General features: G+C 73.4%; 23 protein-coding genes and 1 pseudogene. 14 read left to right on the top strand and 10 right to left on the bottom strand.

The annotated features are described in order from the left end of the window. Positions 1–251 precede the first annotated feature (251 nt). Positions 252–671, bottom strand: a complete 420-nt coding sequence (locus ACFUVW_RS07740) for a transferase (protein WP_430570748.1) — start codon at positions 669–671, stop codon at positions 252–254. Positions 672–822: 151 nt separating this feature from the next. Between ACFUVW_RS07740 and ACFUVW_RS07735 the strand changes: the two are divergent. Next, positions 823–1,078 (top strand): annotated as a pseudogene (locus tag ACFUVW_RS07735) (hypothetical protein); the annotation flags it as partial. Here ACFUVW_RS07735 and ACFUVW_RS07730 read toward each other — a convergent pair. After that, positions 1,018–3,123, bottom strand: coding sequence for a bifunctional lysylphosphatidylglycerol flippase/synthetase MprF (locus tag ACFUVW_RS07730; RefSeq protein WP_430570747.1), 2,106 nt, complete (start codon positions 3,121–3,123; stop codon positions 1,018–1,020). The pseudogene ACFUVW_RS07735 and the gene ACFUVW_RS07730 sit on opposite strands and share 61 nt — an antisense overlap. A 107-nt stretch (positions 3,124–3,230) precedes the next feature. On the opposite strand from ACFUVW_RS07730, the gene ACFUVW_RS07725 reads away from it, so the two are divergent. The 3 genes from ACFUVW_RS07725 to ACFUVW_RS07715 all read left to right on the top strand — a co-directional run bounded on the left by ACFUVW_RS07725 (position 3,231) and on the right by ACFUVW_RS07715 (position 6,718). Beyond that, entirely contained in the window at positions 3,231–3,986 is a 756-nt protein-coding gene (locus ACFUVW_RS07725) for a GH25 family lysozyme (RefSeq protein WP_430570746.1), read from the top strand. An 18-nt stretch (positions 3,987–4,004) separates the two neighbouring features. Further along, positions 4,005–5,153: a VanZ family protein gene (locus ACFUVW_RS07720; protein ID WP_430570745.1), complete on the top strand. Its 1,149-nt coding sequence runs from the start codon at positions 4,005–4,007 to the stop codon at positions 5,151–5,153. Positions 5,154–5,239: 86 nt separating this feature from the next. Then, complete coding sequence (locus ACFUVW_RS07715; protein WP_430570744.1) at positions 5,240–6,718, top strand: mannitol dehydrogenase family protein; 1,479 nt, start codon at positions 5,240–5,242, stop codon at positions 6,716–6,718. 18 nt (positions 6,719–6,736) lie between these two features. Here the strand turns inward: ACFUVW_RS07715 and ACFUVW_RS07710 are convergent, their stop codons facing one another. Together ACFUVW_RS07710 and ACFUVW_RS07705 are read right to left on the bottom strand one after the other, a co-directional pair. After that, the gene (locus ACFUVW_RS07710; protein ID WP_430570743.1) at positions 6,737–7,789 is read right to left on the bottom strand and encodes a YihY/virulence factor BrkB family protein; all 1,053 of its coding nucleotides are present in this window, start codon (positions 7,787–7,789) and stop codon (positions 6,737–6,739) included. An 82-nt stretch (positions 7,790–7,871) separates the two neighbouring features. Beyond that, positions 7,872–8,819, bottom strand: coding sequence for a sugar-binding transcriptional regulator (locus ACFUVW_RS07705; RefSeq protein ID WP_430570742.1), 948 nt, complete (start codon positions 8,817–8,819; stop codon positions 7,872–7,874). 213 nt (positions 8,820–9,032) lie between these two features. Between ACFUVW_RS07705 and ACFUVW_RS07700 the strand changes: the two genes are divergently transcribed. From ACFUVW_RS07700 to ACFUVW_RS07685, 4 genes are all read left to right on the top strand, one after another. Continuing rightward, on the top strand, positions 9,033–10,400 hold the full coding sequence (locus ACFUVW_RS07700) for an ABC transporter substrate-binding protein (RefSeq protein WP_430570741.1): 1,368 nt from the start codon (positions 9,033–9,035) through the stop codon (positions 10,398–10,400). Continuing rightward, positions 10,397–11,350, top strand: coding sequence for a carbohydrate ABC transporter permease (locus ACFUVW_RS07695; protein WP_430570740.1), 954 nt, complete (start codon positions 10,397–10,399; stop codon positions 11,348–11,350). The genes ACFUVW_RS07700 and ACFUVW_RS07695 overlap by 4 nt, the downstream gene beginning before the upstream one ends. A gap of 2 nt (positions 11,351–11,352) precedes the next feature. Beyond that, a complete protein-coding gene (locus ACFUVW_RS07690) occupies positions 11,353–12,198 on the top strand; it encodes a carbohydrate ABC transporter permease (RefSeq protein WP_430570739.1) in 846 nt (281 codons plus the stop codon). Positions 12,199–12,312: 114 nt separating this feature from the next. After that, complete coding sequence (locus ACFUVW_RS07685) at positions 12,313–14,358, top strand: catalase (protein ID WP_430570738.1); 2,046 nt, start codon at positions 12,313–12,315, stop codon at positions 14,356–14,358. Positions 14,359–14,367: 9 nt separating this feature from the next. Here the strand turns inward: ACFUVW_RS07685 and ACFUVW_RS07680 are convergent, their stop codons facing one another. Then, positions 14,368–15,108 (bottom strand): MarR family transcriptional regulator, encoded by a 741-nt coding sequence (locus ACFUVW_RS07680; protein WP_430570737.1) that lies wholly within the window; start codon positions 15,106–15,108, stop codon positions 14,368–14,370. A gap of 240 nt (positions 15,109–15,348) precedes the next feature. Here ACFUVW_RS07680 and ACFUVW_RS07675 point away from each other — a divergent pair, with 240 nt between their 5' ends. Beyond that, on the top strand, positions 15,349–16,014 hold the full coding sequence (locus ACFUVW_RS07675; protein WP_430570736.1) for a DUF4097 family beta strand repeat-containing protein: 666 nt from the start codon (positions 15,349–15,351) through the stop codon (positions 16,012–16,014). Between the two features lie 86 nt (positions 16,015–16,100). Here the strand turns inward: ACFUVW_RS07675 and ACFUVW_RS07670 are convergent, their stop codons facing one another. Together ACFUVW_RS07670 and ACFUVW_RS07665 are read right to left on the bottom strand one after the other, a co-directional pair. Next, positions 16,101–16,802 (bottom strand): FadR/GntR family transcriptional regulator, encoded by a 702-nt coding sequence (locus tag ACFUVW_RS07670; RefSeq protein WP_430570735.1) that lies wholly within the window; start codon positions 16,800–16,802, stop codon positions 16,101–16,103. 44 nt (positions 16,803–16,846) lie between these two features. Then, complete coding sequence (locus ACFUVW_RS07665; protein ID WP_430570734.1) at positions 16,847–18,247, bottom strand: Nramp family divalent metal transporter; 1,401 nt, start codon at positions 18,245–18,247, stop codon at positions 16,847–16,849. A gap of 120 nt (positions 18,248–18,367) precedes the next feature. On the opposite strand from ACFUVW_RS07665, the gene ACFUVW_RS07660 reads away from it, so the two are divergent. Further along, a complete protein-coding gene (locus ACFUVW_RS07660; RefSeq protein ID WP_430570733.1) occupies positions 18,368–18,862 on the top strand; it encodes a pyridoxamine 5'-phosphate oxidase family protein in 495 nt (164 codons plus the stop codon). A 7-nt stretch (positions 18,863–18,869) separates the two neighbouring features. Here ACFUVW_RS07660 and ACFUVW_RS07655 read toward each other — a convergent pair whose 3' ends face one another. Both ACFUVW_RS07655 and ACFUVW_RS07650 read right to left on the bottom strand, forming a co-directional pair. Continuing rightward, the gene (locus ACFUVW_RS07655) at positions 18,870–20,003 is read right to left on the bottom strand and encodes an RDD family protein (protein WP_430570732.1); all 1,134 of its coding nucleotides are present in this window, start codon (positions 20,001–20,003) and stop codon (positions 18,870–18,872) included. A gap of 59 nt (positions 20,004–20,062) precedes the next feature. Beyond that, positions 20,063–21,214 (bottom strand): PEP/pyruvate-binding domain-containing protein, encoded by a 1,152-nt coding sequence (locus ACFUVW_RS07650; RefSeq protein ID WP_430570731.1) that lies wholly within the window; start codon positions 21,212–21,214, stop codon positions 20,063–20,065. Positions 21,215–21,270: 56 nt separating this feature from the next. Here ACFUVW_RS07650 and ACFUVW_RS07645 point away from each other — a divergent pair, with 56 nt between their 5' ends. Both ACFUVW_RS07645 and ACFUVW_RS07640 read left to right on the top strand, forming a co-directional pair. Next, positions 21,271–21,702 (top strand): DNA-binding protein, encoded by a 432-nt coding sequence (locus ACFUVW_RS07645; protein WP_430570730.1) that lies wholly within the window; start codon positions 21,271–21,273, stop codon positions 21,700–21,702. Next, positions 21,699–22,349, top strand: a complete 651-nt coding sequence (locus ACFUVW_RS07640; protein ID WP_430570729.1) for a transcriptional regulator — start codon at positions 21,699–21,701, stop codon at positions 22,347–22,349. The genes ACFUVW_RS07645 and ACFUVW_RS07640 overlap by 4 nt, the downstream gene beginning before the upstream one ends. Positions 22,350–22,359: 10 nt before the next feature. Here the strand turns inward: ACFUVW_RS07640 and ACFUVW_RS07635 are convergent, their stop codons facing one another. Beyond that, on the bottom strand, positions 22,360–22,806 hold the full coding sequence (locus ACFUVW_RS07635) for a MarR family winged helix-turn-helix transcriptional regulator (RefSeq protein ID WP_430570728.1): 447 nt from the start codon (positions 22,804–22,806) through the stop codon (positions 22,360–22,362). A gap of 177 nt (positions 22,807–22,983) precedes the next feature. Between ACFUVW_RS07635 and ACFUVW_RS07630 the strand changes: the two genes are divergently transcribed. Continuing rightward, complete coding sequence (locus ACFUVW_RS07630; protein ID WP_430570727.1) at positions 22,984–24,177, top strand: MFS transporter; 1,194 nt, start codon at positions 22,984–22,986, stop codon at positions 24,175–24,177. Positions 24,178–24,220: 43 nt separating this feature from the next. Then, on the top strand, positions 24,221–25,051 hold the full coding sequence (locus ACFUVW_RS07625) for an aldo/keto reductase (RefSeq protein WP_430570726.1): 831 nt from the start codon (positions 24,221–24,223) through the stop codon (positions 25,049–25,051). Positions 25,052–25,142 lie beyond the last annotated feature (91 nt).

Raw genomic sequence — 25,142 nt, 5'->3', positions numbered from 1 at the left:
GCGAAGGACTATCGCTTACGTGCCTTGACGGTGGTCTCGGCAGTTCTCTCGCGCTTCTGCGCGCGCTTCTCCTTGAGGGTGAGCGACGGCTGCTTCTTCGAGTTCTTGGCCACGGGAGTTCACCTCCACTCGCCTCCAGACGGGACGATGAACCGGCCACCATAGCAACGTCCCGCCGGGGCCGGGCGAGGTCGGCCGGCGGGACGTCGGTGGGTGCCGTGGGAGGTGTCGCGGGAGGCGTCGGGCGCAGGTCAGGCCGCCGTGCCGAAGTCCTTCCGGCGGCGTTCACCGTGCGCCGTCCCGCCGTCCGGCACGATCGCGTCGGGCGGCACGACGACGCCGGACGGGACGCGGCTGTCGGTGCCGAGGCGGGTGCCGGAGCCGACCCGGGCGTCGTCACCGACGACGCCGCGGACGCCGACGTGCACGTTCTCGTCCACGCGGGCGCCGCGCCCGACGACGGCGTCGACGTCGACCCAGCTGAACCGGCCGACCTTGGCGTGCGCGCCCACACGGGCGCCGGCCTCGACGTACGCGCCGGGCCTGATGGTGGCGTCGGGGTGGACGCTCGCGTGCGGCGAGACGAAGCCCTCGCCGTTGTCGTGCCGGAGGTATCGGGTGAACTTCCCCGGCTCGTGCTCGACCTCGACCTTTCGGGGGATGCGTCGCAAGAGTGCTCCTCATGGTGCGGGTGAATCTTGTGACATAACGCGCAAGCGGCGTCTGGTGTTCCCGGAGCGTCACGGGCGCCGTGACGATCTACCCGCTCCTGTGGATGGTGGTCTGGTTCGCGCGGATGCGCTTCTCCGGCGGGACGCGGCGGTCTTCACGTTCATCGGCACCTGGAACCAGTTCTTCAGCGCACTCGTCTACCTCACCGACACCGACAGGATGGCCGTGCCCGTCGCGCTGCGGCTCGTCGTCGACTCGCCGGGGGGCAGCAACTGGGGGAGCCATGTTCGCGATGTCGATCGTGTCGCTGCTGCCCGTGTTCTTCGTGTTCCTCGCATCGAGGCGTCAACGGCGGGACGAGCGGGCCGCCGCGACCAGCTGGCGCGCGTGCACGTCGGGCAGGTAGCACCGCACGAGGGCGAGTCCCACCAGAGGGAGGGTCGCGGGCTCGGTGACCACGAGGTAGAGCGGGACGTTCCGCGGCTGGAACTTCATCTTGAAGCGGTGCAGGGACTCGAACCCGTAGAGCGGCTCGAGCCGTGCCGCGAGACGGTCGAGCACCGCGTCGAGGCCACCGGGGGAGCGCTCGTCGCCGTGCGCCAGCGGGCTCCCGGACAGCGAGGCCTCCAGGGCGCCCTCGTCGCGGAACTCCGAGAGCGCGGACGCGATGAGCAGCTCCATCGTGTAGCGGAACGAGTCGGGTGCGCGCCGCATGACGTCGAGCGTCCATCCCACGACCCGGCCACCCGGAGCGTGCACCGGCAACCAGCTCGTCACGCCGTGCACCCGGCCGTCGTGGTCGACGGCGAGGCCCACGCGCACCTCCGGGTCGAGGGCCTCGCGGACCCCGCCCAGCGTGAAGGCCATCTCCGGGAGGTCGCTGTCGCCGAGCCACGCCTCGGAGATGGCCTGCACCTGCGCGAGGACCTCGGGTGGTTCCTCGGCCAGCCGCACCAGCCGGTGCCCCACGCTCTGCTTCGCGGCCTGGTTGAGCGCGGTCCGCACGTCCTGCCACTTCTTGCCCCGGAACTCGAGGCCCGGCAGGTCGATCACGGCCTCCTGGGCCACGGGGACGAGGGTCCACCCGCGCGCCCGCGCGATCGAGGCGACCTCCTCGCTCGCGGAGAAGAAGCACGACCCGGCGCCCGCCGCCGACGCCGCCCCGACGAAGGCGTCCACCAGCTCCGCGCGGCCGTCGGGGCCGTCGCCCACCGGGTCGGTGAGCACGACGGCGACGCCGGCGTGCGCCTGGTAGGCGACGTACCCGTCCTGGTCGTCGGGCACCCAGCGGTGGTTGCCGTCCCAGGTGGTCATCCAGGCCAGTCGTTGCCCCGCCCCCAGCCGCCGGAGCGTGGCCCGTGCGTCGTCCTGGTCGAGGTGGGCCGCCTCCGGCGGGCGTGCCTTCCGCCGGGCGCGGAACGACGACCGGCGCACGACGAGCAGTGCCAGTGCGCCGGCGTCGAGCAGCAGCATGAGCACGTACAGCGGCAGCTCGCCCTGCTCGACGGCTGCGGCGGCCGCCACGAGGACTGCCTCCGAGACGACCCCGAGCACGGTGAGCACCACCGCGACCCGCCACCAGGCCCGCCGGCCGCGCAGCAGTCCCACGGCCAGCACCAGGTCGACCGTCACGGCGATGATGCCGGTGGGCCAGTCGTCGCCGGTGGTGGTGCCGAGCGGCCCGGACGTGGGACCGGCCGCGAAGCTCGTGAGCACCACGAGCAGGGCCGAGATCGCGAAGTACCCGGCCGCCGTCGCCCGGTCCCGTTGCACCCGACCCGCGCGGGTGCGAGGGCCCAGCCGCGGTCCCAGCACCGGGCGCGCGACGACGAGCCCGGCCACCCAGCCGACCACGTGCTCGACGTCCGCGATCCCGCCCCAGGCCACGAGGGCGAGGAGCACGTAGATCGCGACGAGCGCGCTCAGCCGGAACCGCCACGGCGGCGCCAGGCTCAGCGCCGTCACGGTGACCGCGCCGACGACCCCTGCGCTGAAGCCGACGTCGAGCACCTGGGCCAGGCGTTCCGCCCAGTCCCAGCCCGTACGGGCGAGGAGGGCGAGGCCCCCCGCCGTCGCGACCACGCCGACGAGCTGGCAGGTGACGGCCGCGACGACGGCGCGCCGGCTCCCGAGGCGGTGCTCCGTCCAGCCGACGAGCAGCAGGAAGACCCCGGCGACGGCCACGTACTCCCACGGTTCGAGGGCGAACAGCGAGCCCGTGACGGGCGTCCACCACCGTCCGTCGGCGAACGCCGGGGCGCCGAACGCGACGACCTCGAACCACGGGTGGTCCTCGAACGGCGACCAGAGCGCGCCGGTGACCACACCGAGTACGAGCATCGCCACGACGACGCCGAGCGTGAACGGGAGCCTGCGCGCCGCCCGGAGCACGCGCGCCGCTGTCGGTGCGGCACCGGTCGGTGCCGCCGAGTCACTGGTGGATTCAGGCACGGCGTCCCCCCTCGGCTGGACGCATCATCCCGTGGGCTGGCCTCCGCCGCGCGTCCGGCGGGCGAACTTGCTGGCCGGGCACGACGACGATCCGGGAGGATCAGCGGGTGAGCGACGCGGGAACCGGCAGGCGCCGGCTGAGAACGGGCTTGGTCGCCGCCGGGGCCGTCGTCGTGCTGCTGGCCGTCCTGGCGCTGCTGGTGTGGAACGGGGTGCTGTGGCCCAACCGCCTCACGGCGGCGAAGTTCGAGGTGCGGGGCGTCGACGTGTCCGCCTACCAGGGCGAGATCGACTGGCCCGTGCTGGCGGCGCAGGACCTGGACTTCGCGTTCGTCAAGGCCACCGAGGGCTCCAGCCACGAGGACGAGCGGTTCGAGGCCAACTGGGAGGGCGCCCGCGGCACCGACCTGCTCGTCGGCGCGTACCACTTCCTCTCCTTCGAGAGCCCCGGCGCGGACCAGGCGGCGCACATGATCGACGTCGTGCCCGCCGAGAGCGGCACCCTGCCGCCCGTCGTCGACGTCGAGTACTACGGCGAGTTCGCCGCCGACCCGCCGACGGTCGACGAGCTGCGGGGCATCCTCGACCCGATGCTCGACGCGCTCGAGGAGCACTACGGCGTGCCGCCGATCCTCTACACGACGCAGCAGGTCCGCGCGGACTACCTGGGCGACGACTACGACCGGTACCCCCTGTGGATCCGGTCCGTCGCCTCCAGCCCTGACCTGCCGCGCCGCGACTGGGAGTTCTGGCAGTACTCGGACCGTGACACGCTCCCCGGCTACGACGGCGAGGAGGAGCACATCGACATGAACGTGTTCGACGGCACACTCGCGGACCTGGGCGCGCTGACCCAGCCGTAGCCGCATACGGTCGGCGGCGTGATCGATCGATGGACATGGCCGGCCGCGGTGGGCGCCGGCCTCGGGGTGCTGGTCTTCCTCGGGGTGCTGGTCCCCGTGCTGCTGGTGCAGCAGCGGCGGTACGGGCGGCTCGACGCGCGGCGGGTGCTCGGCGCGGCGGCACTCGCGGTGTACGTCGTGACGCTGCTCGCGTACACGCTGCTGCCGCTGCCGTCGGGGGACCTGACCGAGTGGTGCGCCGCGCACGGCGTGGCCGGCGCGGAGCTGGTGCCCCTGCACTCCCTGGACGACATCCGCCGGGACACGGCCGGGCTCGGGCTCCTCGCCACGCTCCGCAGCGCCGCCGTCCTGCAGGTGGCGTTCAACGTGCTGCTCTTCGTGCCGTGGGGCGTGCTGGCGCGGCGGTACCTGGGGTGGGGCGTGGCCGCGTCCACCCTGAGCGCGCTGGTCGCGTCCGTCGCGATCGAGACGGTGCAGTACTCCGGCGTCCTCGGGCTGATCCCGTGCTCCTACCGCGTGGCGGACGTCGACGACGTCCTCACCAACACGCTCGGCGGCCTGCTCGGCGCGCTCGTCGCGCCGGTGGTGCTGCGCTGGATGCCGCAGGCGCGCGAGCTCGCCGCCGCGCGCCTGGAGCCGCGGCCCGTCACCTTCTGGCGCCGGTTCCTGGGCATGGTCACCGACCTGCTCGCCGCGTACGCGCTGGGGGTGGCGCTGCAGCTCGCCTACCGGGTGGCGATGCTCGTCACCGGGCAGGGGGTGCCCACCACCGTCACGTGGGTCGACGTGCTGCTGGGGACCGTGGTGCCGGCGGTCGTCGTCTTCCTCCTGCCACCGTGGGTCGGCTCGGGTGCGTCCCTGGGCCAGCGGGCGGTGTGGCTCGAGCCGCGCTGGCCCGACGGCGCGGGCGTGCTGCGCCGAGGGTCGCTCGGTCGCCGCCTCGCCCGCGGCTACCTCCTGCTCGGCCTGTACGGGGCGCTGGGGGTCGTGGAGGCGGTGCCGCCCGGCGACGCGTCGAACGCCTGGGCCGGTGCCCTGCAGAACGGCGTGGCGCTCGCCGCCCTGGTCGGCGTCGTCGCCACCCGCGACCGGCGCGGGCTGGCCTGCGAGATCACCGGCGCGCGGATGGTCGACTCCCGGACGGTCGACGCCCGGACGGGAACGTGAGTCCGTGACCTCGCTCATCTGTGCCGTCCACGCTGCTCGTTTGCTACGTTGGTCCTTCCCGCACCCGACGGAGCAAGGACGCACCCATGACCGCACTCAGCGCTGAGACCGTGGAGTCGCTCGCGAGCGACGACCTGGCTGTCCCGCAGTACGACCGCAGCCGGCTGCGCGCCGGCATCGTGCACCTCGGCGTCGGCGGGTTCCACCGTGCCCACCAGGCCATGTACCTGGACCGGCTGATGAACGCCGGGCAGGCGCTCGACTGGGCGATCTGCGGCGTCGGGGTGCTGCCCCACGACGCCCGCATGCGCGACGCGCTCACCTCGCAGGACGGCCTGTACACGCTGGTGCTCAAGCACCCGGACGGCACGCTCGAGGGCCGGGTGATCGGCTCGATCGTGGAGTTCCTGCTCGCGCCCGACGACCCCGAGGCGGCCGTGGAGAAGATGGCGTCGCCCGAGATCCGCATCGTGTCGTTGACCGTCACCGAGGGCGGGTACAACGTCAACCCGGTGACGGGGGAGTTCGACGCCGAGGACCCGGCCGTGCGGGCGGACCTCGAGCCGGGCGCGGCGCCCGCCACCACGTTCGGGCTGGTCACGGAGGCGCTGCGCCGTCGGCGGGACCGCGGCGTCCCGCCGTTCACCGTGCAGAGCTGCGACAACATCCAGGGCAACGGTGACGTCGCGCACCGGATGTTCACCGCGTTCGCCCGCCTCAAGGACCCGGAGCTCGCGGCGTGGATCGAAGAGCACGTCCCGTTCCCCAACTCGATGGTCGACCGCATCACGCCCGTCACCACGGACGACGACCGCGCCATGGTGGCCGAGCGGTTCGGGGTCGACGACGCGTGGCCGGTCGTGGCGGAGCCGTTCACGCAGTGGGTGGTCGAGGACCGGTTCGCCGACGGCCGGCCGCCGTACGAGGAGGTCGGCGCCCAGCTCGTCGACGAGGTCGAGCCGTACGAGCTGATGAAGCTGCGCCTGCTCAACGCCAGCCACCAGGCCCTGTGCTACCTGGGCTACCTGGCCGGGTACCGGTACGCCCACGAGGTCTGCACGGACGAGACGTTCGTGCGGTTCCTGCGCGACTACATGGCGCGCGAGGGCGCCCCGACGCTGCTGCCCGTGCCCGGCGTGGACCTCGAGGAGTACCAGGCCACGCTGATCGAGCGGTTCGCCAACCCGCACGTGCGGGACACGCTCGCCCGACTGTGCGCCGAGTCGTCCGACCGCATCCCGAAGTGGCTCGTCCCCGTGATCCGGGCGAACCTCGCCTCCGGCGGCGAGGTGCACCGCTCCGCGGCCGTCGTCGCCGCCTGGGCGCGTTACGACGAGGCGGTGGACGAGCAGGGCGAGCCCATCGCGATCGTGGACCGCCTCGCGGACCGGCTCCAGGCCGCCGCGGCGCGGAACCGCGAGGACCCGCTCGCGTTCGTCCGCGACGAGGAGCTGTTCGGCGACCTGGCCACCGAGCCGCGGTTCGTGGAGGCGTACACCGCCGCGCTGGACTCGCTGCACACGCTGGGCGCCCGGGCGACGGTGGAGCGGCTCGTCGTGGGCTGAGCCGCCGCGCAGCCTGCCTCAGTCCGTGCCGCGGTCGCGGGCCGCGGCCTCGCGGACCGCGCGGGCCTCGGCGACGGCGTCGCGCCGCTTGGCGGCCTTCTTGTCGCTGGCCTTGGTGTCGCGCGGAGGGAGCTGGATGGTCTCCTCCGCCGCGATCCCGCCCTGCAGCTGCCTGCTGCGCTCCAGCTCGGCGTCGAGCTCCGCGCCGAAGAGGAGCGCCAGGTTGGTGATCCACAGCCACAGCAGGAACACGATGACGGTGCCGAGCATCCCGTAGGACCCGTAGCTGCCGAAGTTCGCCACGTAGAAGCCGAACGCCGTCGAGGCGATCGCCCACACCACGATCGCCACGAGCGCGCCGATGCTGATCCAGCGGAACTTCGGCTGCTTCACGTTCGGCGTGAGGTGGTACAGCAGCGCGACGACGACCACGACGAGCAGGACCGCGACGGGCCACTTGGCGATGCCCCACACCGTGAGCGCGACGTCGCCCAGGCCGATCGCCTCGCCGATGGACCGCGCCACCGGGCCGGACAGCACGAGGCTCGCCACGATGACCGCCGCGAGCACCACGACGACGAGCGTCACCAGGAGCAGCAGCGGGCGGAGCTTCCAGATCGGGCGCCCCTCCTCGACCTCGTACACCCGGTTCATCGCCCGCCCGAACGCCGTCACGTACCCGGAGGCCGACCACAGGGCGATGACGAGACCGACGACGAGGGCGAGCCCCGCGCCGGTGGAGCCCACCAGGTTCTCGACCAGAGGTTGGACGATCGCGAGCGTCTCCTCGGGCAGGAAGTCGCTCACGGTGGTCAGGATCGAGTCGATCGCCGCCTCGGCGTCGCCGACGAAGCCGAGCAGCGAGACCAGGGCCAGGAGCGCGGGGGCGGCCGCCAGGACGGCGTAGTACGTCAGCCCCGCGGCCAGGTCGGTGCACTCGTCGTCCATGAACTCCCGCACGGTGCCCTTGAAGGCCAGCTTCCACGACGGCTTCGTGAGGTCCTGCGGGGAGCCGGGCTTGCGCGGGTCGTCGGGAGCCGGCTCGGTGCGGGGCTCGTGCGTGTCGGTCACGGGACCTCCTCGGGCGCTGCGGCGGGTGGCCGCCAGGGTCACCACCAGGCTCGACGCGTCCGCAGATGCCCGCAATCGGAGGTCAGGCGGTCGCGGGCTCCAGCAGCTGCTCGAGCGCGGCGGCCGCCGCCTCGTCGCAGACCAGGGTGGTCACCCCGATCCCGGCGACCGCGGCGCGCAGGGCCGGGGCGGTGTGCGCGCCGTACCCGACGGCGATGACCTCGGCGGTGCGGGCGAGCTGGTCCACCGTGACCCCGACGACGCGCGCGTCCAGCGGCGTCGTCACCGGGCGGCCCGTGGCGTCGAGCAGCCGGCCGGAGCACTCGGCGACGGCGCCGGCCGTGGTGGCGGCGCGGCGGTCCTCCTCCGAGACCAGCGGGTACACGGTGGAGCCGTTGGCGGACCATGCGCCCACCGCGACGACGGCGAGGTCGAGGTGGTCGGCCCGGTCCAGGGCGGCGGCGATCTCCGGCTGGCGGCGCATGCCCGCCGCCGTGGCGGGGTCGCCGACGAGCATGGGCGACCACACGGGACGGGTGCTCACGCCCGGGATGCCGCGGAACCGCTCGATCAGGGCGAGGGAGTCGCCCGCGCCGGCGACGGAGAGGGCACCCACCAGCTGGACCACCTCGCACGGCGGCAGCGACTCGAGCAGGCCGACGGCGATCTCGATGGTGCGCGACCACGACACCCCGACGGTCGTCCCCGAGCGGATCCTGGCCGCGAGCTCGCGGGCGATGGCCCGTGCGGCCGAGTCGCGCGTGGCCCGCGGGTCGGCCGCGGAGGGCACGACGACGACGTCGCGCGTACCGAGGCGCTCGGCCAGCGCGGTGGCCCGGTCGCCGTCGAGGCTGGCGGGCGGCGCGATCTCGATCCGCACGACGCCGCGCTCGCGCGCCTCGGCGAGCAGCCGGGCCACCTGGAAGCGGGAGATCCCGCGGGCGGACGCGATGTCCACCTTGGAGCGGTTGTCGAGGTAGTAGTCGCGGCTGAGCTCCACGAGGAGCCGGGCGTGATCGGCGTCGGTCACGGAACCACCCTTGGTGTCGAGTGCTGACGAGTGCTGACGAGTGCTGACGAGCCTGCCGAGAACCCGGGGCCGCGCCACTCTGAGCGGGTGTCTCTTGCTCACCTGAGCATAACGAACTACTGTCCAGACAGATGAGCGCAGCGCCGCATCTCATCTGTGCGCGCCGGGCCTCGTCGAGACACGACCGATCGAACCGACGACGTGAGGACAGCGATGTTCCGACCACGAACCCGAAGGCTCGTCGCCGCGGGCGGCGCCGCCGTCCTCGGGCTCTCCCTGGCGGCCTGCGCCGGCGCGGGAGCCGTCGGCGGGGGAGACGGCGAGCAGATCGTCGTCGCGATCGTCTCGAACCCGCAGATGCAGGACGCGATCTCGCTGCAGGACGAGTTCCGCAAGGAGCACCCCGGCATCGACGTGCGCTTCGTGTCCCTGCCGGAGAACGAGGCCCGCGCCAAGATCACCGCCTCCGTCGCCACCGGCGGCGGGGAGTTCGACGTCGTGATGATCTCCAACTACGAGACGCCGATGTGGGCCGAGAACGGCTGGATCGAGAACCTGCAGCCGTACGCCGACGCCACCGAGGGCTACGACCCGGACGACTTCGTGCCCAGCGTGCGCGAGGCGCTGTCGGTGGACGGCGACCTCTACTCGGTGCCGTTCTACGGCGAGTCGTCGTTCCTCGCCTACCGCAAGGACCTCTTCCAGCAGGCCGGCCTCACCATGCCGGACCGGCCCACCTGGGACGACGTCCGCGAGCTGGCCGCCGAGCTGCACGACCCGGCCGAGGACTTCGCGGGCATCTGCCTGCGCGGCCTGGCGGGCTGGGGCGAGGTGATGGCGCCGATGACCACCGTGATGAACACCTACGGCGGGCAGTGGTTCGACGAGGGCTGGAACGCCCGCCTCGACTCGCCCGAGGTGCGCGAGGCCGTCGAGACGTACGTCGACACCGTGCAGCAGTACGGGCAGCCCGGCGCCGCCACCTCCGGCTTCGGCGACTGCCTCACCCGGTTCGCGCAGGGCCAGGCGGCCATGTGGTACGACGCGACGTCGATGGTCTCCTCGGTCGAGGACCCGGCGTCGTCCACCGTCGCGGGCAAGACCGGCTACGTGCCCGCGCCGGTGAGCGAGACGGACGCGGCGGGCTGGCTGTACTCCTGGTCGCTGGCGATCCCGTCCACCAGCGAGCACAAGGACGCCGCCTGGGACTTCGTCTCCTGGATGACGGACAAGGACTACATCAAGCTCGTCGGCGAGCGCCTGTCGTGGGAGCGGGTGCCGCCGGGCAGCCGGCTGTCCACGTACGAGATCCCGCAGTACGCGGAGGTCTCGGAGGCGTACGCCGACGCGACGCTCACCGCGATGAGCGAGGCCACCCAGGAGAAGACGATGGTGGCGCCCGTGCCGTACCCGGGCATCCAGTTCGTCGGCATCCCGGAGTTCCAGGACCTCGGCACCCGCGTGGGCCAGCAGATGTCGGCCGCGATCGCGGGCCAGAAGTCCGTGGACGACGCGCTCGAGCAGTCCCAGCGGTACGCGGAGACCGTGGCCGAGACCTATCGCGAGGAGAACGAGCGATGACCGCCGTCACCACGCAGGCCGGGAACCTGCGGCGCGCGCAGGCCCAGCGTGCCGCCCGGGCGGACAGGCACCAGTACTCGCGCGCGGAGCGGTGGCGCCGCCGCGGGCCGCTGCTGCCCGCGCTGATCTTCACGATCGTCGTCACGCAGATCCCGTTCCTGGTGACGATCTGGTACTCGCTGCACTCCCGGAACCTCCTGCGTCCCGAGTCCGACCTCTTCGTCGGGCTGTCCAACTACGTCGACATCGCGCGCGACTCGGTGTTCCGCCAGACGGCGCTCAACTCGGTGATCATCACGCTGGGCTGCGTGCTCGTCGCGATGGTGCTGGGCATCGTGCTCGCCATCCTGCTCGACCGGCCGTTCCGCGGCCGCGGCGTGGCGCGCACGCTCCTCATCACGCCGTTCCTCATCATGCCGGTGGCCAGCTCCGTGCTGTGGTCGATGGCGATGCTCAACCCCACCTACGGGCTGTTCAACTGGACGCTCGGGCTGGTCGGCATCGACCCCGTCGACTGGACCTCGACCTACCCGATCGTGGCGATCCTCATGGCGCTGGTCTGGCAGTGGACGCCGTTCATGATGCTGCTGGTGCTCGCCGGGCTGCAGGCCCAGCCGAAGGACGTGCTCGAGGCCGCCGCGATGGACGGCGCGGGGTGGTGGCGCACCTTCGCGTCGATCACGCTGCCGCAGCTGCGCCGGTACATCGAGCTGGGCGTGCTGCTCGGGATCATCTACGTGGTCAACACGTTCGACCAGATCTACCTCATGACCGCCGGCGGCCCCGGGACGGCGAGCGCCAACCTGCCGTTCTACATCTACCAGCGCGCCTTCCTGGGCTTCGACGTCGGGCAGGCCGCCGCGATGGGCGTCGTCGTCGTCATCGCCACGATCATCGTCGCCTCCGCCGCGCTGCGGCTCATCTTCCGCAGCTTCGACGTCAAGGAGTGAGCATGACCGCAACGACCACGGCCGCGCGCCCGGCCCGCCGCGGCAGCGCCGGGGGCGGCCTGCTCACCGCCCTGACCTGGATCCTCGCGCTCGGGTTCTTCTTCCCCGTGGCGTGGATGGCGATGACGGCCTTCAAGCAGGAGAACCAGGCGTCGTCCGACCCGCCCACGTGGTTCTTCAGCCCGACGCTCGACCAGTTCCGGGCCGTGATCGGGGAGTCCGGGTCGTACGTCGCGAACTCGGCGATCGCCACCGGCGTCTCGACCGTCCTCGTGCTGCTGCTGGGCATCCCGGCCGCCTACGCGCTGTCCATCCGGCCGGTGGAGAAGGTCAGCGACGTGCTGTTCTTCTTCATCTCCACCAAGATGCTGCCGGTCGTGGCCGTCATCGTGCCGATCTACGTCATCGCCGGGCAGCTCAAGGTGCTCGACAACGTCTGGACGCTCGTCGTGCTGTACACGGCGATGAACCTGCCGATCGCGGTGTGGATGATGCGGTCGTTCTTCCAGGAGATCCCGGCGGAGGTGCTCGAGGCCGCCGCCGTCGACGGCGCGGGGCTGATGAAGACGCTGCGCTCGGTGCTCATCCCCATGGTGGCGCCGGGCATCGCCGCGACGGCGCTCATCTGCGTGATCTTCGCGTGGAACGAGTTCTTCTTCGCGCTCAACCTCACGGCGTCGCGAGCCGCGACCGTGCCGATCTTCATCGTGTCGACGATGACGAGCGAGGGCCTGTTCCTCGCCCGCCTCTGCGCGGCGGCGCTGCTCGCGTCGCTGCCGGTGATCCTCGCCGGCTGGATCGCGCAGAAGCAGCTCGTGCGCGGGCTGTCGATGGGCGCGATCAAGTAGGGATCGCGACGTCGCGAGCACCGCTGCTGCGAGCAACGGGAGCCTGCCGGAGGGTGGGGAGCGCCGGCCCGTCACGGGCGTGACCGTGTTCCCCACCTGCGCAGGAGACTCCCGATGACCGCGAACCGCACCTCGAACGACGACGGCCCCGACCCCCGGGCGCAGGCGGGCGACCGGCTCACGACGGCGCAGGGCCTGCGCGTCGACGACACGGACCACTCGCTCACGGCGGGCCCGCGCGGCCCGCTGCTCATGGAGGACCACCACTTCCGCGAGAAGATCACGCACTTCGACCACGAGCGGATCCCGGAGCGGGTGGTGCACGCCCGGGGCGCCGGCGCGCACGGCACGTTCCGCGCGTACGGCAACGCGGCGAGCGTCACCCGGGCGGCGTTCCTCGCGGAGGCGGACCGCGAGACGGAGGTCTTCGTACGCTTCTCGACCGTGCTCGGGTCCCGCGGGTCGGCCGACACCGTGCGCGACGTGCGCGGCTTCGCGACGAAGTTCTACACCGACGAGGGCGTCTTCGACCTGGTGGGCAACAACTTCCCGGTGTTCTTCATCCAGGACGCCGTGAAGTTCCCCGACATCATCCATGCCGGCAAGCCGCACCCCGACCGGGAGATCCCGCAGGCGCAGAGCGCGCACGACACCTTCTGGGACTTCATCTCCTCGCACACCGAGTCCACGCACATGGCGATGTGGGCGATGTCCGACCGGGCGATCCCGCGCAGCTACCGCACCATGGAGGGGTTCGGCGTCCACACGTTCCGCCTCCAGGCCGCCGACGGTTCGACGTCGCTGGTGAAGTTCCACTGGAAGCCCGTGCTGGGCGTGCACTCCCTGGTGTGGGAGGAGGCCCAGATCGCCCAGGGGGCCGACCCGGACTTCCACCGCCGGGACCTGGCGGACGCGATCGACGGCGGGGCGTTCCCGCAGTGGGAGCTGGGGCTGCAGGTCATGCCGGATACTCCCGACGAGACGTTCGAGGGGATCGACCTGCTCGACCCCACGAAGATCGTGCCGGAGGAGCTGTGCCCGGTGCAGCGCGTCGGCGTCATGACGCTGCACGCCAACCCCACCAACTACTTCGCCGAGACGGAGCAGGTGGCGTTCCACGTGGACCACCTGGTGCCCGGCATCCACGTCACCAACGACCCGCTGATGCAGGGGCGCCTCTTCTCCTACCTGGACACGCAGCTGACCCGGCTCGGGGGCCCGAACTTCGCGCAGCTGCCGGTCAACCGCCCGCACGCCCCGGTCAACGACATGCTGCGTGACGGCATGCACCAGACGGCCGTGCACTCCGGCGTCGTCGCCTACAAGCCGAACGCGATCGACGACGACCGGCCCGTGGCGTCGCCCGAGGACGGCTTCGTCACCGTCCCCACGCCCGTCGAGGGGAAGAAGGTCCGGGAGAACCCGGTGTCGTTCACCGACCACTTCACCCAGGCGCGGCTGTTCTGGCTGTCGCTCACGCCCGTCGAGCAGGCGCACGAGGTCGAGGCGTACACCTTCGAGCTCGGCAAGTGCGCCTCCGACGGGGTTCGCGAGCGCATGCTCGCCAGTCTCGCCCGGGTCGACGGCGACCTGGCGCGCCGGGTGGCGGCGGGCCTCGGGCTCGTGGCGCCGGCGGCCGAGGTGCCCGGCGGCGTCGAGGCGTCGCCCGCGTTGTCGCAGGTGCCGAGCGAGCCCGGCCGCGTCGACGGCCGGGTGGTCGGGGTGGTCGTGGCGGACGGCGGTGACCTCGGCGTCGTGGGCGCGCTGCGGTCGGCCCTCGGCGAGGAGGGCGTCGTCGTCCGGGTGCTCGCCGCGCACGGTGGGGAGGTCGTGTCGGGGTCTGCCCGCGAGACCGTGCAGCGGACCCTGCTGACGACCCGGTCGATCGAGTACGACGCGGTCGTGGTGGCCGACGGCACGGCGGGCACGCCCGCCGGGACGGACGTGCGGACCGTCGTCCTGCTGCAGGAGGCGTTCCGGCACGGCAAGGCGATCGCCGCGCTCGGCGACGGCCGGGACGTGCTGGTGGCGGCGGGGGTGCCGGACGGTGCGCCCGGGGTCACGCTCGCGGACGCCGGGGCGGCGCTGGCGCCGACGCTGCGCGACGCGCTCGGGCTGCACCGCTCCTGGGACCGGCTCGCGATGCTGGCGGGGGCCTGACGGCGCCGGTCAGCGCGGCGCCGGATCCTCGGCGTCGCGCGCGGGGCTCGTGTGCAGGAGGTCGCGCGCCTGCTCGGCCGCGCGCGTGATGCTGTCGGCGACGAAGTCGATGAAGCGCGCCATGTTCTCCAGGCGCGCGCCCGCGGGGGAGTCACGACCCAGGACGTCGACCCCCTGCCGGGCGGTGGCGGCGAGCGCGGCGTTGGAGCGCGCGGCGGCGATCATCGACTGGTACCAGGCGTCGCCGTCGGCGGCGTAGCGCTCGCGGCGGCCGTCCCCGCGCTCGCGGCGGACGAGCCCCAGGTTCTCCAGGAGCGCGACCGCCTTGGACACCGACGCCGGGCTGACCTGCAGCCTGTCGACCAGCTCCGCCGCGGTGAGGCTGCCCGAGTCGGCCACGTACAGCCGCGTGAGCACGGCGGCCGCCATGCGGGGGAGACCCGACTGCATGAGCAGCGTCGTGAAGGTCTCCTCGTACTCGCGCAGGGCGGCGTCGTCGGGCGAGGCCGGGCCGCCGGCGGTCGGCCCGCCGCGGTGCGTGGTGGGCCGACGGCGGTGCGCGCGCTGCTGGGCGGCGCGCTGCGCGAGGTCGGCGCGGTAGCCGCCTGGCCCGCCGTTGCGCATCACCTCGCGCGTGACGGTGGACGTCGGCCGGTCCAGCCGGCGGGCGATCTCGGCGTACGCGAGGTCGTCGGCGAGGCCCAGCGCGATCTGCTGGCGCTCCTGCGCGGTCAGCCGGCCTCCCGGCATGGCGTCCTCCTGAGGTCGGGCACGGGCGAGACGCGCCCACGTTACGTTCACTCCCGGCCTGATGCAACGCGAAGCTGATGGCGGATTGCGTTGATATCCAGGGCGGATGCAACGATATGCACACTCTGACCTAGGATTACGCATAGTGGATGCAACATTGCTCTTGCCCAACCTGCGAACGCAACGTAGCGTTTCTCGTGTCAGAAACAACCGCACCGACTACCGCAGGAGCTGAGCACGATGCAGAACTTCGCCACCCCCGCCCCCGTCTCCGCCGTCGTCGACGTCCCGGCCGGGAGCCTCACGTTCGTCGCCGCCGACCGGTCCGACACCACGGTCGAGGTGCGGCCCGCCGACGCCTCGAGGAGCCGCGACGTCAAGGCCGCCGAGCAGACCACCGTCGAGTTCGCCGACGGCGTCCTGCGCGTCACGGCCCCCGACGGCCACCGCGCCTTCGGCCCCTCCGGGTCCGTCGAGGTCACGGTCCAGCTGCCCGCCGGGTCCGCGGTCGAGGTCACGGCCGCGAGCGCGCCGCTGCGCGGCGTCGGCCGCCTGGGCGACGTCGTCCTGGAGACCGCGCACGGCGACGTCAAGATCGACGAGGCCGCGAGCGCGCGCCTCGCCACGCAGGCCGGCGACATCACGGTCGGCCGACTCACCGGCCCCGGCTCGCTGAGCACCACGAAGGGCGACCTCCGCGTGGAGGAGGCCGTGCAGGGTGCTCTCGACCTGAGCACCCAGGCCGGCGACATCACGGTGGGCGTCGCGTCCGGCGTCACGGCGTCGCTCGACGCGGGCACCACGCTGGGCCGCATCCACGACGCGATCACGAACAGCGGCGGCGACATCCAGGTCGCCATCCGCGCGACCACCACGATGGGCGACGTGTCGGCGCACAGCCGCTGAGCCGCCTCGACGCGGGACCCCGGACCGCCGGGCCGACGAACTCGTCGGTCCGGCGGTCCGTCGTCTGGACGCGTACCCGAGCGCCGTCAGCCTTCGACGGCCTCGACCAGGCGCTGGGTGACGTCCATGTGCTCCTGCATCGCGCGGGCGGCCGCCGCGGCGTCGCCGTCTGCGATCGCGCCGGCGATGCGGGCGTGCAGCTCACGCTCCTGGCCGACGGTTCCGAGCTCCTCGCGGTGGGCGCGCAGCTGCATCATCGCCTCGAAGACCCGGTTGCTCACCGCCTCGGACACCCACAGCAGGGCCTCGTTCCCGCTCAGCTCGGCGATGCGACGGTGCAGGTCGAGGTCCAGCTGCACGTAGAGCCGGGCGTCGTCGACCTTGTCGGCCATGGCCTGCACGGACGCGACGAGGGCGCGCCCGTCCTCCTCGCTCACGCGCTGCGCGGCCAGGGTCGCCGCCTGCACCTCCAGGGGCGCGCGCATCTCCATCAGGGTGCGCAGCGGACGCGGCGTCCCGCGGATCGCCCGGGAGAGGAAGATCTTGATGAGGTGGCCGTCGAGCTCGCGCACCACCGCGTTGCGGCCGTTCGAGAGCTCGATCAGCCCGATCGCCTGCAGCGAGCTGAGCGCCTCGCGAACCACCGGCCGGGAGACCTTGAACAGGTCGCTGAGGGCCGCGGTCGACGGCAGGCTGTCGCCCGGTCGCAGTCCGGCGCCGTCGATGTGCTCGACGATCGCCTCGTGCACCTGGGCGGCCAGCGAGTCTCGAGACAGGTCGGTCGGCACCGCGTCAGCGTATCCGCTCACCTGCAGGGGTCCTCCGGTCGCGGTCAGAAGGTGTTCACGAGGCCCAGCACCCCGACTGCCACGATGGCGACGGCGGACACGCCGAGCATGAGCGTCGTCGCCCGTCCGTCGCGCACGCGGGGGTCGGTGTCGGTGCGGGAGAGGTAGACGGTGCTGATCGCCACGCCGATGAGGAAGACGGCGTTGAGGATGCCGGCGATGATCACCAGGGGCAGCGGCGACGAGACGATCGTGCCGAAGAGGCCCCAGACGATCGGCAGCACGATCATGATGCCGCGCATCCATCGGTCGCGGGCCGCGCGGTCGGACCAGCTGAACGCGCCGAAGATCGCGAGGGTGTTGGCGACCTGGCGCCCGAGGCTCGGCACGTTGGCGAGGATGGTCTTGAAGAGTGCCAGGCCGGCTCCCACGAGGAACACCGTGGCGCCCCACTGCCCGATGCCGGTCCCGAAGATGGACGACAGCGTCACCATCACGTCGGTGCCCTCGGGGACGATCCCCTGGTCGTGCAGCACGGTCGCGCCGAGCACGTAGAAGGCGGCGGTCGAGACCGTGTAGACCACCCACGAGACCCAGGCGTCGAGCTTCATCACGGAGATCCAGCCCCGAGCGCGTCGGACCCAGCCGTCCGTGCCGTCGTCGGGGCCCGTCCACGCCGCGTACCCCTTCTCGACGCACCAGTACGTGTAGGCCGTGATCTCGCCGGCGCCGACGCCGGTGAGCCCGAACATCGACAGGGCAATGCCCATCGATCCGACGGCGACCTGGAAGCGGAAGCCGTCGGCGACGTCGGCGGTGCCCCACGCGAACTCCGTGCCCTGGATGAGGAACACCATGACGATGGCGAAGAGGGTCACCAGGAAGACGAGCGCGGTGGAGACGTTCTCGACGATCGAGTACCGGTTCGCCAGGTGGACGGCGATCGCGATCACCACGAGGATCGCCACCCACGTGCCGATCGACAGCAGGCTGTACGGCTCGCCACCGATGGGCAGCAGGGAGGAGAAGGCGAAGGCGGAGGCGCTGATCACTCCTGCCTGGCTCGTGAGGAACTGCAGGAACATCAGCAGCACCAGCCAGGACATCCAGCCCCGGCGGCCGATGCGTGGAGGGATCGAGTCGTAGCCGTCGACCGCGACGCGGCCCGTCGAGATCGACCACCGGCCGAGCTCGACCTGCACCCACACCTTGACGATCGTGGACACGAAGACGAGCCAGAGCAGCATGAAGCCCACCTCGGCACCGAGGGCCGTCGCGGTGAGGAGCTCGCCCGACCCGACCACCGCCGCGGACGTGATCATGCCCGGCCCCAGGAAGCGCAGCCGGCCGGCGAAGGACCGCGGAGGTTCCTGGACCGTGCTCGCGTCCCGCACGTACGGGTCGTGCGGGGCCTGGGTGGTGGGCTTGTCGTCCAACGTCGACACTGACGTCCTCCTCGGTAGGTGCTCCGACCCGTCAGGGGCCTCCGGGAACCTATACGACAGGTTGACAGGCTGTCCACGCCTGGCCGACGAGTTCCGTCGGTCCGGCGGGTCTTCCCTGTCATGACACGCACCGGAACGCTCGACCCCCGCTTCAGCGAGGCCACCGCGCCCACCCCGTGGGCCGAGGTGGAGGCCGCGCTCACGGCCGCCACCGGCTACCACCTCGTCACCGTGCGGGCGGACGGCCGCCCGCACGTCACGCCGCTCGTCGGGCTGTGGGCCGACGACGGCTTCGTCTTCTGCACCGGCCCGGACGAGCAGAAGGCCCGCAACCTGGCGCACAGCCCGCACGTGGCGGTGACGATCGCGTCGCCGGGGTGGGATGCCGGCCTCGACGCCGTCGTGGAGGGCGTCGTCGTGCGCGTCACCGGCGGGCCCGAGCTACGAGGCCTCGCCGACGGGTTCCGCGCCAAGTACGGCGACGCCTGGGACTTCGAGAACGACGACGAGTCCTTCGACCCGCACGGCCAGCGCGCGCCGGTCTACCGCGTCGTGCCCGCCAAGGTGCTCGCGTTCGCCAAGTCGCCGCACGGGCAGACGACGTTCCGGTTCTGACGCCCGGTCACCAGAGGTCCGCGGGGTCCGTCTCGATGGCCGGGACCGGAGCGGAGCACCCGGCCACGATCGCACCGTCGTCCAGCAGCTCCGCGTGCGCCGTCCAGCCCGCGGGCTCCTCGGGCACGGTGACCACGACGGACGCGACCTCGTCGGCGAGCGAGAACCACGCGCCGTCGGCGGCGTCGTCGAACCCGACGCCCGCCTCGTCGAGGCCGGACGCGCCCGGGGACTCGGCCCAGGAGAGTGCCCTCCCGTCCGGCGAGGTCACGGTGAGGCGGGCGGCGAGGTCGCCGGCCTCCGGGTTGTCGCTCGAGTCGACGCCGAGGCCGGTGGACCACGCCACCGCGACCTGCCAGCGCGTGATGTCGACGCGGGTGATGCCGAGCCGGGAGTCCATGTCGAAGGACCGGGCGCTGCCGATCGTCGCCGTCGCGGCGAAGTCACCGGTGCTCGTGCACGACGTCTGCTGCTCGGACATCTGCTGCCCGCCGCCGCTGCTCGCGGTGATGCTCATCGTGGCAGCCGCCGCGCAGAGCACGAGGGCGGCGACGGCGGTGACGCGGCGTGGCCAGCGCAGCCACGGCGCACGCGTGTCGCGGGTCGTGCGGAGCCGTGCGACGAGGGGATGCGGCTCGGGAGTCGTCGTGCGCACCGCGACCGTGCCGAGCAGCGAGTCGGCGAAGGTGCGACCGTCCTTCCGGAACGCGGAGCGCAGGTAGCCGATCAGCAGGATCGCGTCGAGCACGTGCGCGAACCAGCGCAGCACGGTGCCGGGCAGCCCGATCGGCCGGCCGCTGCGGTCGTCGACCACCGCGACATGCGCCACCCGCTTGCCCGGCGTCATGCCGGTGTACGCCTGGAGGATCCCGAGCACCAGCAGGGTGCCCGCCGTCCAGGCCGGGCCACCGGGCCCGCCGGGCCCGCCGGGCTCGCCCAGGCCGGGGAGTGCGGCGAGGCTCGGCGTGGCTCCCGTCGCGAGAGAGGCCACCGACGCGACGAGGGCGGAGTCGAGCAGCGTCGCCAGCACGCGCAACCCCCACACGGCCGGAGGCCGGTCCTTCGTGACCGGGTCGAGCGCGTGCTCGACGGGCCGCCCCCGTCCCGCGGGCGGGCCGAGCGGGGGCGCCGTCGTCGTCATGGGCGGATGCTTCCACGACGAGGCGGCGCCGTCCACGGGACGTCCAGCCCGTCCCCAGGTCAGGCGGGCGCGACCGTGCCCGCGTCGCCGTCGACCGCGACCGTGCCCGCGTGGCGCAGGACGTCGGTCGCGGCGGGGACGCCGAGCACGGCGGGCAGCCGCAGCTCGCGCGCGACGATCGCCGCGTGCGACAGCAGCCCGCCCGTCTCCGTGACGACGGCGGCGACGACGCCGAACAGCGGCGTCCACGCGGGGTCCGTCTCGCGGCACACGAGCACGTCGCCGGGCCGGACGGAGGCGAAGTCGTCCGGGCCGCGCACCACCCGCGCCGGCCCGCTCGCCCGCCCGCCGCTCGCGCCCGTCCCCCGCAGCACCCCCGCGGATTCGCCGTGGCCCGCGGGCTCCGGGAGGGCGGCCGTGACCGGGCGGGCCTGCAGCAGCCAGATCGTGCCGGCGTCGTCCACCGCCCACTCGACGTCCTGCGGGCCGCCGCGCACGTCCGCGACCCGTCGTCCGAGCGCGGCGAGGCGCAGCACCGTGTCGTCGTCGAGGCTGGGGCGCCCGGCGTCGGACGGGGGGACGGCGCGGGTGGTCGTGCCGCCGGGGGAGCGGTCGACGCGGGTGCGCTTGCTCCCCGTGCGGCGCTCGACGACGCGGCCGTCGGCGACGGTCCAGCGGTCGGGGTCGACGGCGCCCTGCACCACGCTCTCGCCCAGCCCCCACGACGCCTCGACGACGACGCGCCCGTCGCCCGCGAACAGGACGCCCGCCGTGCGCGCGTCGACCAGGCGCTGCACGACGACGGCGAGGCCTCCGGGGCCGGGGGTGCCGGGTGCGGCGCCGGCCGTCGCCGCCCGGTAGGCCGTGGCGCGCGGGCCCGCCGCCGACGCGCGACAGGCCGCGACCGCCGCGACGACGCGGTCCGTGCCGGTCGCGCCGAGCACCGTGTCGTACTGCCCGGCCGCCGACGCGTGCGCGCCGTCCTCGTCCGTCGCCGACGACCGCACCGCCACGGGGGCGTCGGCGGGCCCGCCGGCGCGCCGGGCGAGGTCGCGGGACCCGGCGGCGACGGCGCCCGGCAGGTCACGGGGCGCGACGGCGGCGGGCACGACGAACCCGTCCGGGACGGGCAGGCCCGCGCGTCGCAGCGCCCCCAGGGCGGCGGCCTTGCCGCCGTGCGCCGGCGAGGCGTCGTCGAGCCGGACGGTCATGCGGCACCCTTCAACAAAGTGTTGACAACCATCTGTTGATGGTGCACGGTCGCGGGATGGACCGCAAGCCGCCTGACGACGACCATGCCGCCGACCATGCAGCCGACCGTGCCGCCGCCGACGACGAGGCGCGCGCCCGCCGCGTGCTGCTCGACCTGGGCGCCGACGCGCTCGCGCCGCGGCCGTGGCAGCCGGCGTCGGTGCCGCCGTCCGCGACCGACCTCGTGCGCCACTACCTGTGGCGGTCCGCGCGGGGAGAGCTCACCCCCGAGCAGGACGCCGCCGGGGCGCTCGCGGCCCTCGCGCTCGTCCCCGCGGCGCGCGCGGAGGCGGAGCAGCTCGAGACCGGCGCGCTCTTCTCCGCCCGCGCCGCCGGGCACACGTGGGGTCGGATGGCGGGCGCGCTGGGGCTCGGGTCGCCCCAGGCCGTGCAGCAGCGGCTCGACCGGCTCGTCGCGCGGTCGGCCGGGGCGGGGGAGGCGTCGTGAGCCGCGCGTCCGAGCCCGAGCTGCTCGTGCTGCACGCCGTGCGGGTGCGCGGCACGGCGGACGACGCCGCCGTCGCCGAGCGGTCGGGAGTCTCCCTCGAGGCGGCGCGGGAGCACCTGCTCGACCTGGAGGCGTTCGGCCACGTCACGTGGGCGGAGTTCGCCGGGACCGGTGGCTGGTCCCTCACCGAGCGCGGGCGGGCGGAGGACGAGCGCCGCCTCGCCGGAGAGCTGGGCGCCGACCCGACCGGCCGCGCCGTCGCCGTCGTGCGCGAGGCGGTCGCCGCGTTCGGCCCGCTGAACGCGCGGCTGCTGAAGGCCTGCACCGACTGGCAGCTCCGCCCCGGCGACGGCGGCCGGCTCGACGTCAACGACCACCGGGACGCGTCGTGGGACGGGCGCGTGCTCGACGAGCTCGCCGACGTCGTCGACGCCGTGCGACCGGTGCTCGCCGCTCTCGCGGGCGAGCTCGCCCGGTTCGCCGGCTACGACGCGCGGCTCGACGACGCCCTGACGGCGGCGCGCAGCGGCGACGGCGCGCGGGTGGCCGGGCTCGGCGCGGCGTCCGTCCACGGGGTGTGGATGGAGCTGCACGAGGACCTGCTCGCCACGGCGGGGATTCCGCGGGGCGCGGAGGTCGCCGGCTGACCCGGAGCCGTCAGACCGCCGCCACCTCGTGCAGCGACGCCGCGAGCGGGGCGATCTCGGGGATGTCCTCGGCGCGCGTGAGAGCGTCCTCGAGGGCGCGGTCGTGCGTGGGCCGGGCCTTCTCCAGGAGCTTGCGGCCGGCGGGCGTGAGCTCGGTGTAGATGCCGCGGCGGTCGTCGGCGCACAGGATGCGCGTGAGCAGGCCGCGGTCCTCGAGGCGGGTGACGAGACGGGTGGTGGCGCTGCTGGACAGCGCGGCGGCGCGCGCGAGCTGCTGCATGCGCATGTGCCAGCCGTCCTGGCGGCTCAGGGCGTCGAGCACGGTGAACTCCACGACGGAGAGCTGGTGCTCCTTCTGCAGCGCGCGCTCCAGGTCCGTCTCGATCAGCCCGTGCAGCGCGGCGAGCGTGCGCCAGCCGCGCGCGCGGATCTCGACGGCGTCGTCGGCGATTCCCATGTCAGCGCCTCCTCGCAGGCCTCGTCGCCGGGCCTCGTCATCAGGCCCGTGGCGGCCCGTCGTCCGGATCACAGCATAGCGCCTTGCGCCGATAGAGCGCGCGTGCAACTATCTAGAACGTTGCGCCTGCAACTACTGCGTGCGCAACGTTCCCGTTTCCCGACCCTGGAGGCCTCGATGCCTGCCGCGCTGTACGCCCTCGCCCTCGGGGGCTTCGGCATCGGACTCACCGAGTTCGTCATCATGGGCCTGCTGCCGGAGGTGGCCGCCGACTTCGGCGTCACCGAGCCGGTGGCCGGCTACCTCATCTCCGGCTACGCCCTGTCCGTCGCCGTCGGAGCCATCGCCATGACGGCGGCGCTGTCCCGCATGCCGCGCAAGCGGGCGCTCCTGCTGCTGATGGTCCTGTTCATCGTCGGCAACCTGCTGTGCGCCGTCGCCCCCACCTACGGCATGACGATGGTCGGCCGGGTGATCGCGGCGCTGTGCCACGGCGCGTTCTTCGGGATCGGCGCTGTCGTCGCGGCCGACCTCGTGCCCGCGAACCGCCGCGCGGCGGCCATCTCGATCATGTTCGCCGGGCTCACCGTCGCGAACGTCGCCGGGGTGCCGCTCGGCACGTTCCTCGGCCAGGCGGCGGGCTGGCGTGCCACGTTCTGGGCCGTCACCGCCGTGGGCGTGCTGGGCCTGGTCGGCATCGCGGTGCTCGTGCCGCGCACCGAGCACCGCTCCGCCGGTTCCGTGCTGTCCGAGTTCCGTATCTTCCGCGGCCGCCAGGTCTGGCTCTCGATGGCGGTCACCGTGCTCGGCTACGGCGGCATGTTCGGCGCCTTCAGCTACATCGCGTTCACGCTCACCGGCGTCAGCGGCTTCAGCAGCGCCGCCGTCCCGTGGCTGCTCGTCGTCTTCGGCGTCGGCACCGTCACGGGCAACGTGCTGGGCGGTCGCGCCGCCGACCGGAACCTCGTCAAGGCGCTCGTCACCGTCATCGCGGTGCTGGCCGTCGTCCTCGTGCTCTTCGCCCTCACCGCGCAGAGCAAGGCCGCGACCGTCGTCGGCCTGCTGCTCATGGGCGGCTTCGGCTTCGCGACCGTGCCCGCGCTGCAGACCCGCATCATGCGTTACACGGACGCCGCGCCCACGCTCGGCTCCGGTGCCAACATCGCCGCGTTCAACGTCGGCAACGCGTTCGGCGCCTGGGCCGCCGGCCTCGCCCTCGCCGCCGGCGCGGGCTACGCCTCGCCTCTGTGGGTCGGCGCGGCCGTCACCGTCGCCGGGCTCGGCGTCCTGCTGGTCGCCGTCCGCACCCGCGGCGGCGAGCTCGCCCCGCCCCGCGACGCCGAGCGTCAGCTCGCGTCGGCCGCCGCCTGACCCACCCCAGAACCTCAGTACCGCACCATCGGAAGGACCACCCATGACCGCGAACGTCCCCACCGTCCCCCTCGCCGACGGCAACGCCATGCCCCAGCTCGGCTTCGGCGTCTTCCAGGTGCCCGACGACGAGACCACGGCGGCGGTGAGCGCCGCGCTCGAGGCGGGCTACCGCAGCATCGACACGGCCGCCGTCTACGGCAACGAGCGCGGCGTCGGCCGCGCGCTGGCCGAGTCGGGCGTCGCGCGCGACGAGCTGTTCGTCACCACCAAGCTGTGGGTGGACAGGCTGGGCCGTGCGGCCGCCCGCGAGGGGCTCGAGGGGAGCCTCGAGAAGCTCGGGCTCGACCACGTGGACCTGTACCTCATCCACTGGCCGACCCCCGCCACCGACGACTACCTCGACGCCTGGCAGGGCCTGGAGGACCTGCGCGACGCCGGCCTCGCGACCTCGATCGGCGTGTCCAACTTCCTGCCCGAGCACCTCGACCGCGTCGCCGCGCTCGGCGGCAGCACCCCGGTCGTGAACCAGGTGGAGCTGCACCCGGCGCTGCAGAACCGCGAGACCGTCACGGCGAACGCCCGCCACGGCGCGGTCACCGAGGCGTGGAGCCCGCTGGCGCAGGGCGCCGTGCTGGGCGACGCGCCCGTCGTCGACGCCGCGCGGGCGCACGGCGTCTCGCCCGCGCAGGTGGTGCTGCGCTGGCACCTGCAGCAGGGCCGCGTCGTCATCCCCAAGTCGGTGACGCCCGCACGGATCGCCGCGAACCTCGACGTCTTCGGGTTCGACCTCACCGACGCCGAGCTCGCCGCCATCGACGGGCTGGAGCGCGACGGCCGCACCGGGCCGCACCCGGCGGCCTTCTACGGCTGACCCCGACGCACCACCAGGCCGCTGTGGGTGGGATCTTGGGGCGGTGTTGGCGGGGCTCACTCCGCCCATCGGGCCCCCCACCCCGGGCGCC

The sequence above is a fragment of the Isoptericola sp. NPDC057391 genome (assembly GCF_042668085.1).
In the GTDB taxonomy this organism is placed as follows: Bacteria; Actinomycetota; Actinomycetes; order Actinomycetales; family Cellulomonadaceae; genus Isoptericola.
The sequence above is the reverse complement of the archived record's forward strand: the minus strand, read 5'-3'. Positions and strand labels throughout refer to the sequence as shown.

Excerpts from the sequence above, each read along its gene's own strand:
- ACFUVW_RS07700 (WP_430570741.1), top strand. The coding sequence starts at position 9,033 with ATGTTCCGACCACGAACCCGAAGGCTCGTCGCCGCGGGCGGCGCCGCC.
- ACFUVW_RS07645 (WP_430570730.1), top strand. The coding sequence starts at position 21,271 with ATGGACCGCAAGCCGCCTGACGACGACCATGCCGCCGACCATGCAGCC.
- ACFUVW_RS07675 (WP_430570736.1), top strand. The coding sequence starts at position 15,349 with ATGCAGAACTTCGCCACCCCCGCCCCCGTCTCCGCCGTCGTCGACGTC.
- ACFUVW_RS07650 (WP_430570731.1), bottom strand. The coding sequence starts at position 21,214 with ATGACCGTCCGGCTCGACGACGCCTCGCCGGCGCACGGCGGCAAGGCC.
- ACFUVW_RS07690 (WP_430570739.1), top strand. The coding sequence starts at position 11,353 with ATGACCGCAACGACCACGGCCGCGCGCCCGGCCCGCCGCGGCAGCGCC.
- ACFUVW_RS07715 (WP_430570744.1), top strand. The coding sequence starts at position 5,240 with ATGACCGCACTCAGCGCTGAGACCGTGGAGTCGCTCGCGAGCGACGAC.
- ACFUVW_RS07680 (WP_430570737.1), bottom strand. The coding sequence starts at position 15,108 with ATGCCGGGAGGCCGGCTGACCGCGCAGGAGCGCCAGCAGATCGCGCTG.
- ACFUVW_RS07630 (WP_430570727.1), top strand. The coding sequence starts at position 22,984 with ATGCCTGCCGCGCTGTACGCCCTCGCCCTCGGGGGCTTCGGCATCGGA.
- ACFUVW_RS07655 (WP_430570732.1), bottom strand. The coding sequence starts at position 20,003 with ATGACGACGACGGCGCCCCCGCTCGGCCCGCCCGCGGGACGGGGGCGG.
- ACFUVW_RS07695 (WP_430570740.1), top strand. The coding sequence starts at position 10,397 with ATGACCGCCGTCACCACGCAGGCCGGGAACCTGCGGCGCGCGCAGGCC.
- ACFUVW_RS07625 (WP_430570726.1), top strand. The coding sequence starts at position 24,221 with ATGACCGCGAACGTCCCCACCGTCCCCCTCGCCGACGGCAACGCCATG.
- ACFUVW_RS07660 (WP_430570733.1), top strand. The coding sequence starts at position 18,368 with ATGACACGCACCGGAACGCTCGACCCCCGCTTCAGCGAGGCCACCGCG.
- ACFUVW_RS07635 (WP_430570728.1), bottom strand. The coding sequence starts at position 22,806 with ATGGGAATCGCCGACGACGCCGTCGAGATCCGCGCGCGCGGCTGGCGC.
- ACFUVW_RS07685 (WP_430570738.1), top strand. The coding sequence starts at position 12,313 with ATGACCGCGAACCGCACCTCGAACGACGACGGCCCCGACCCCCGGGCG.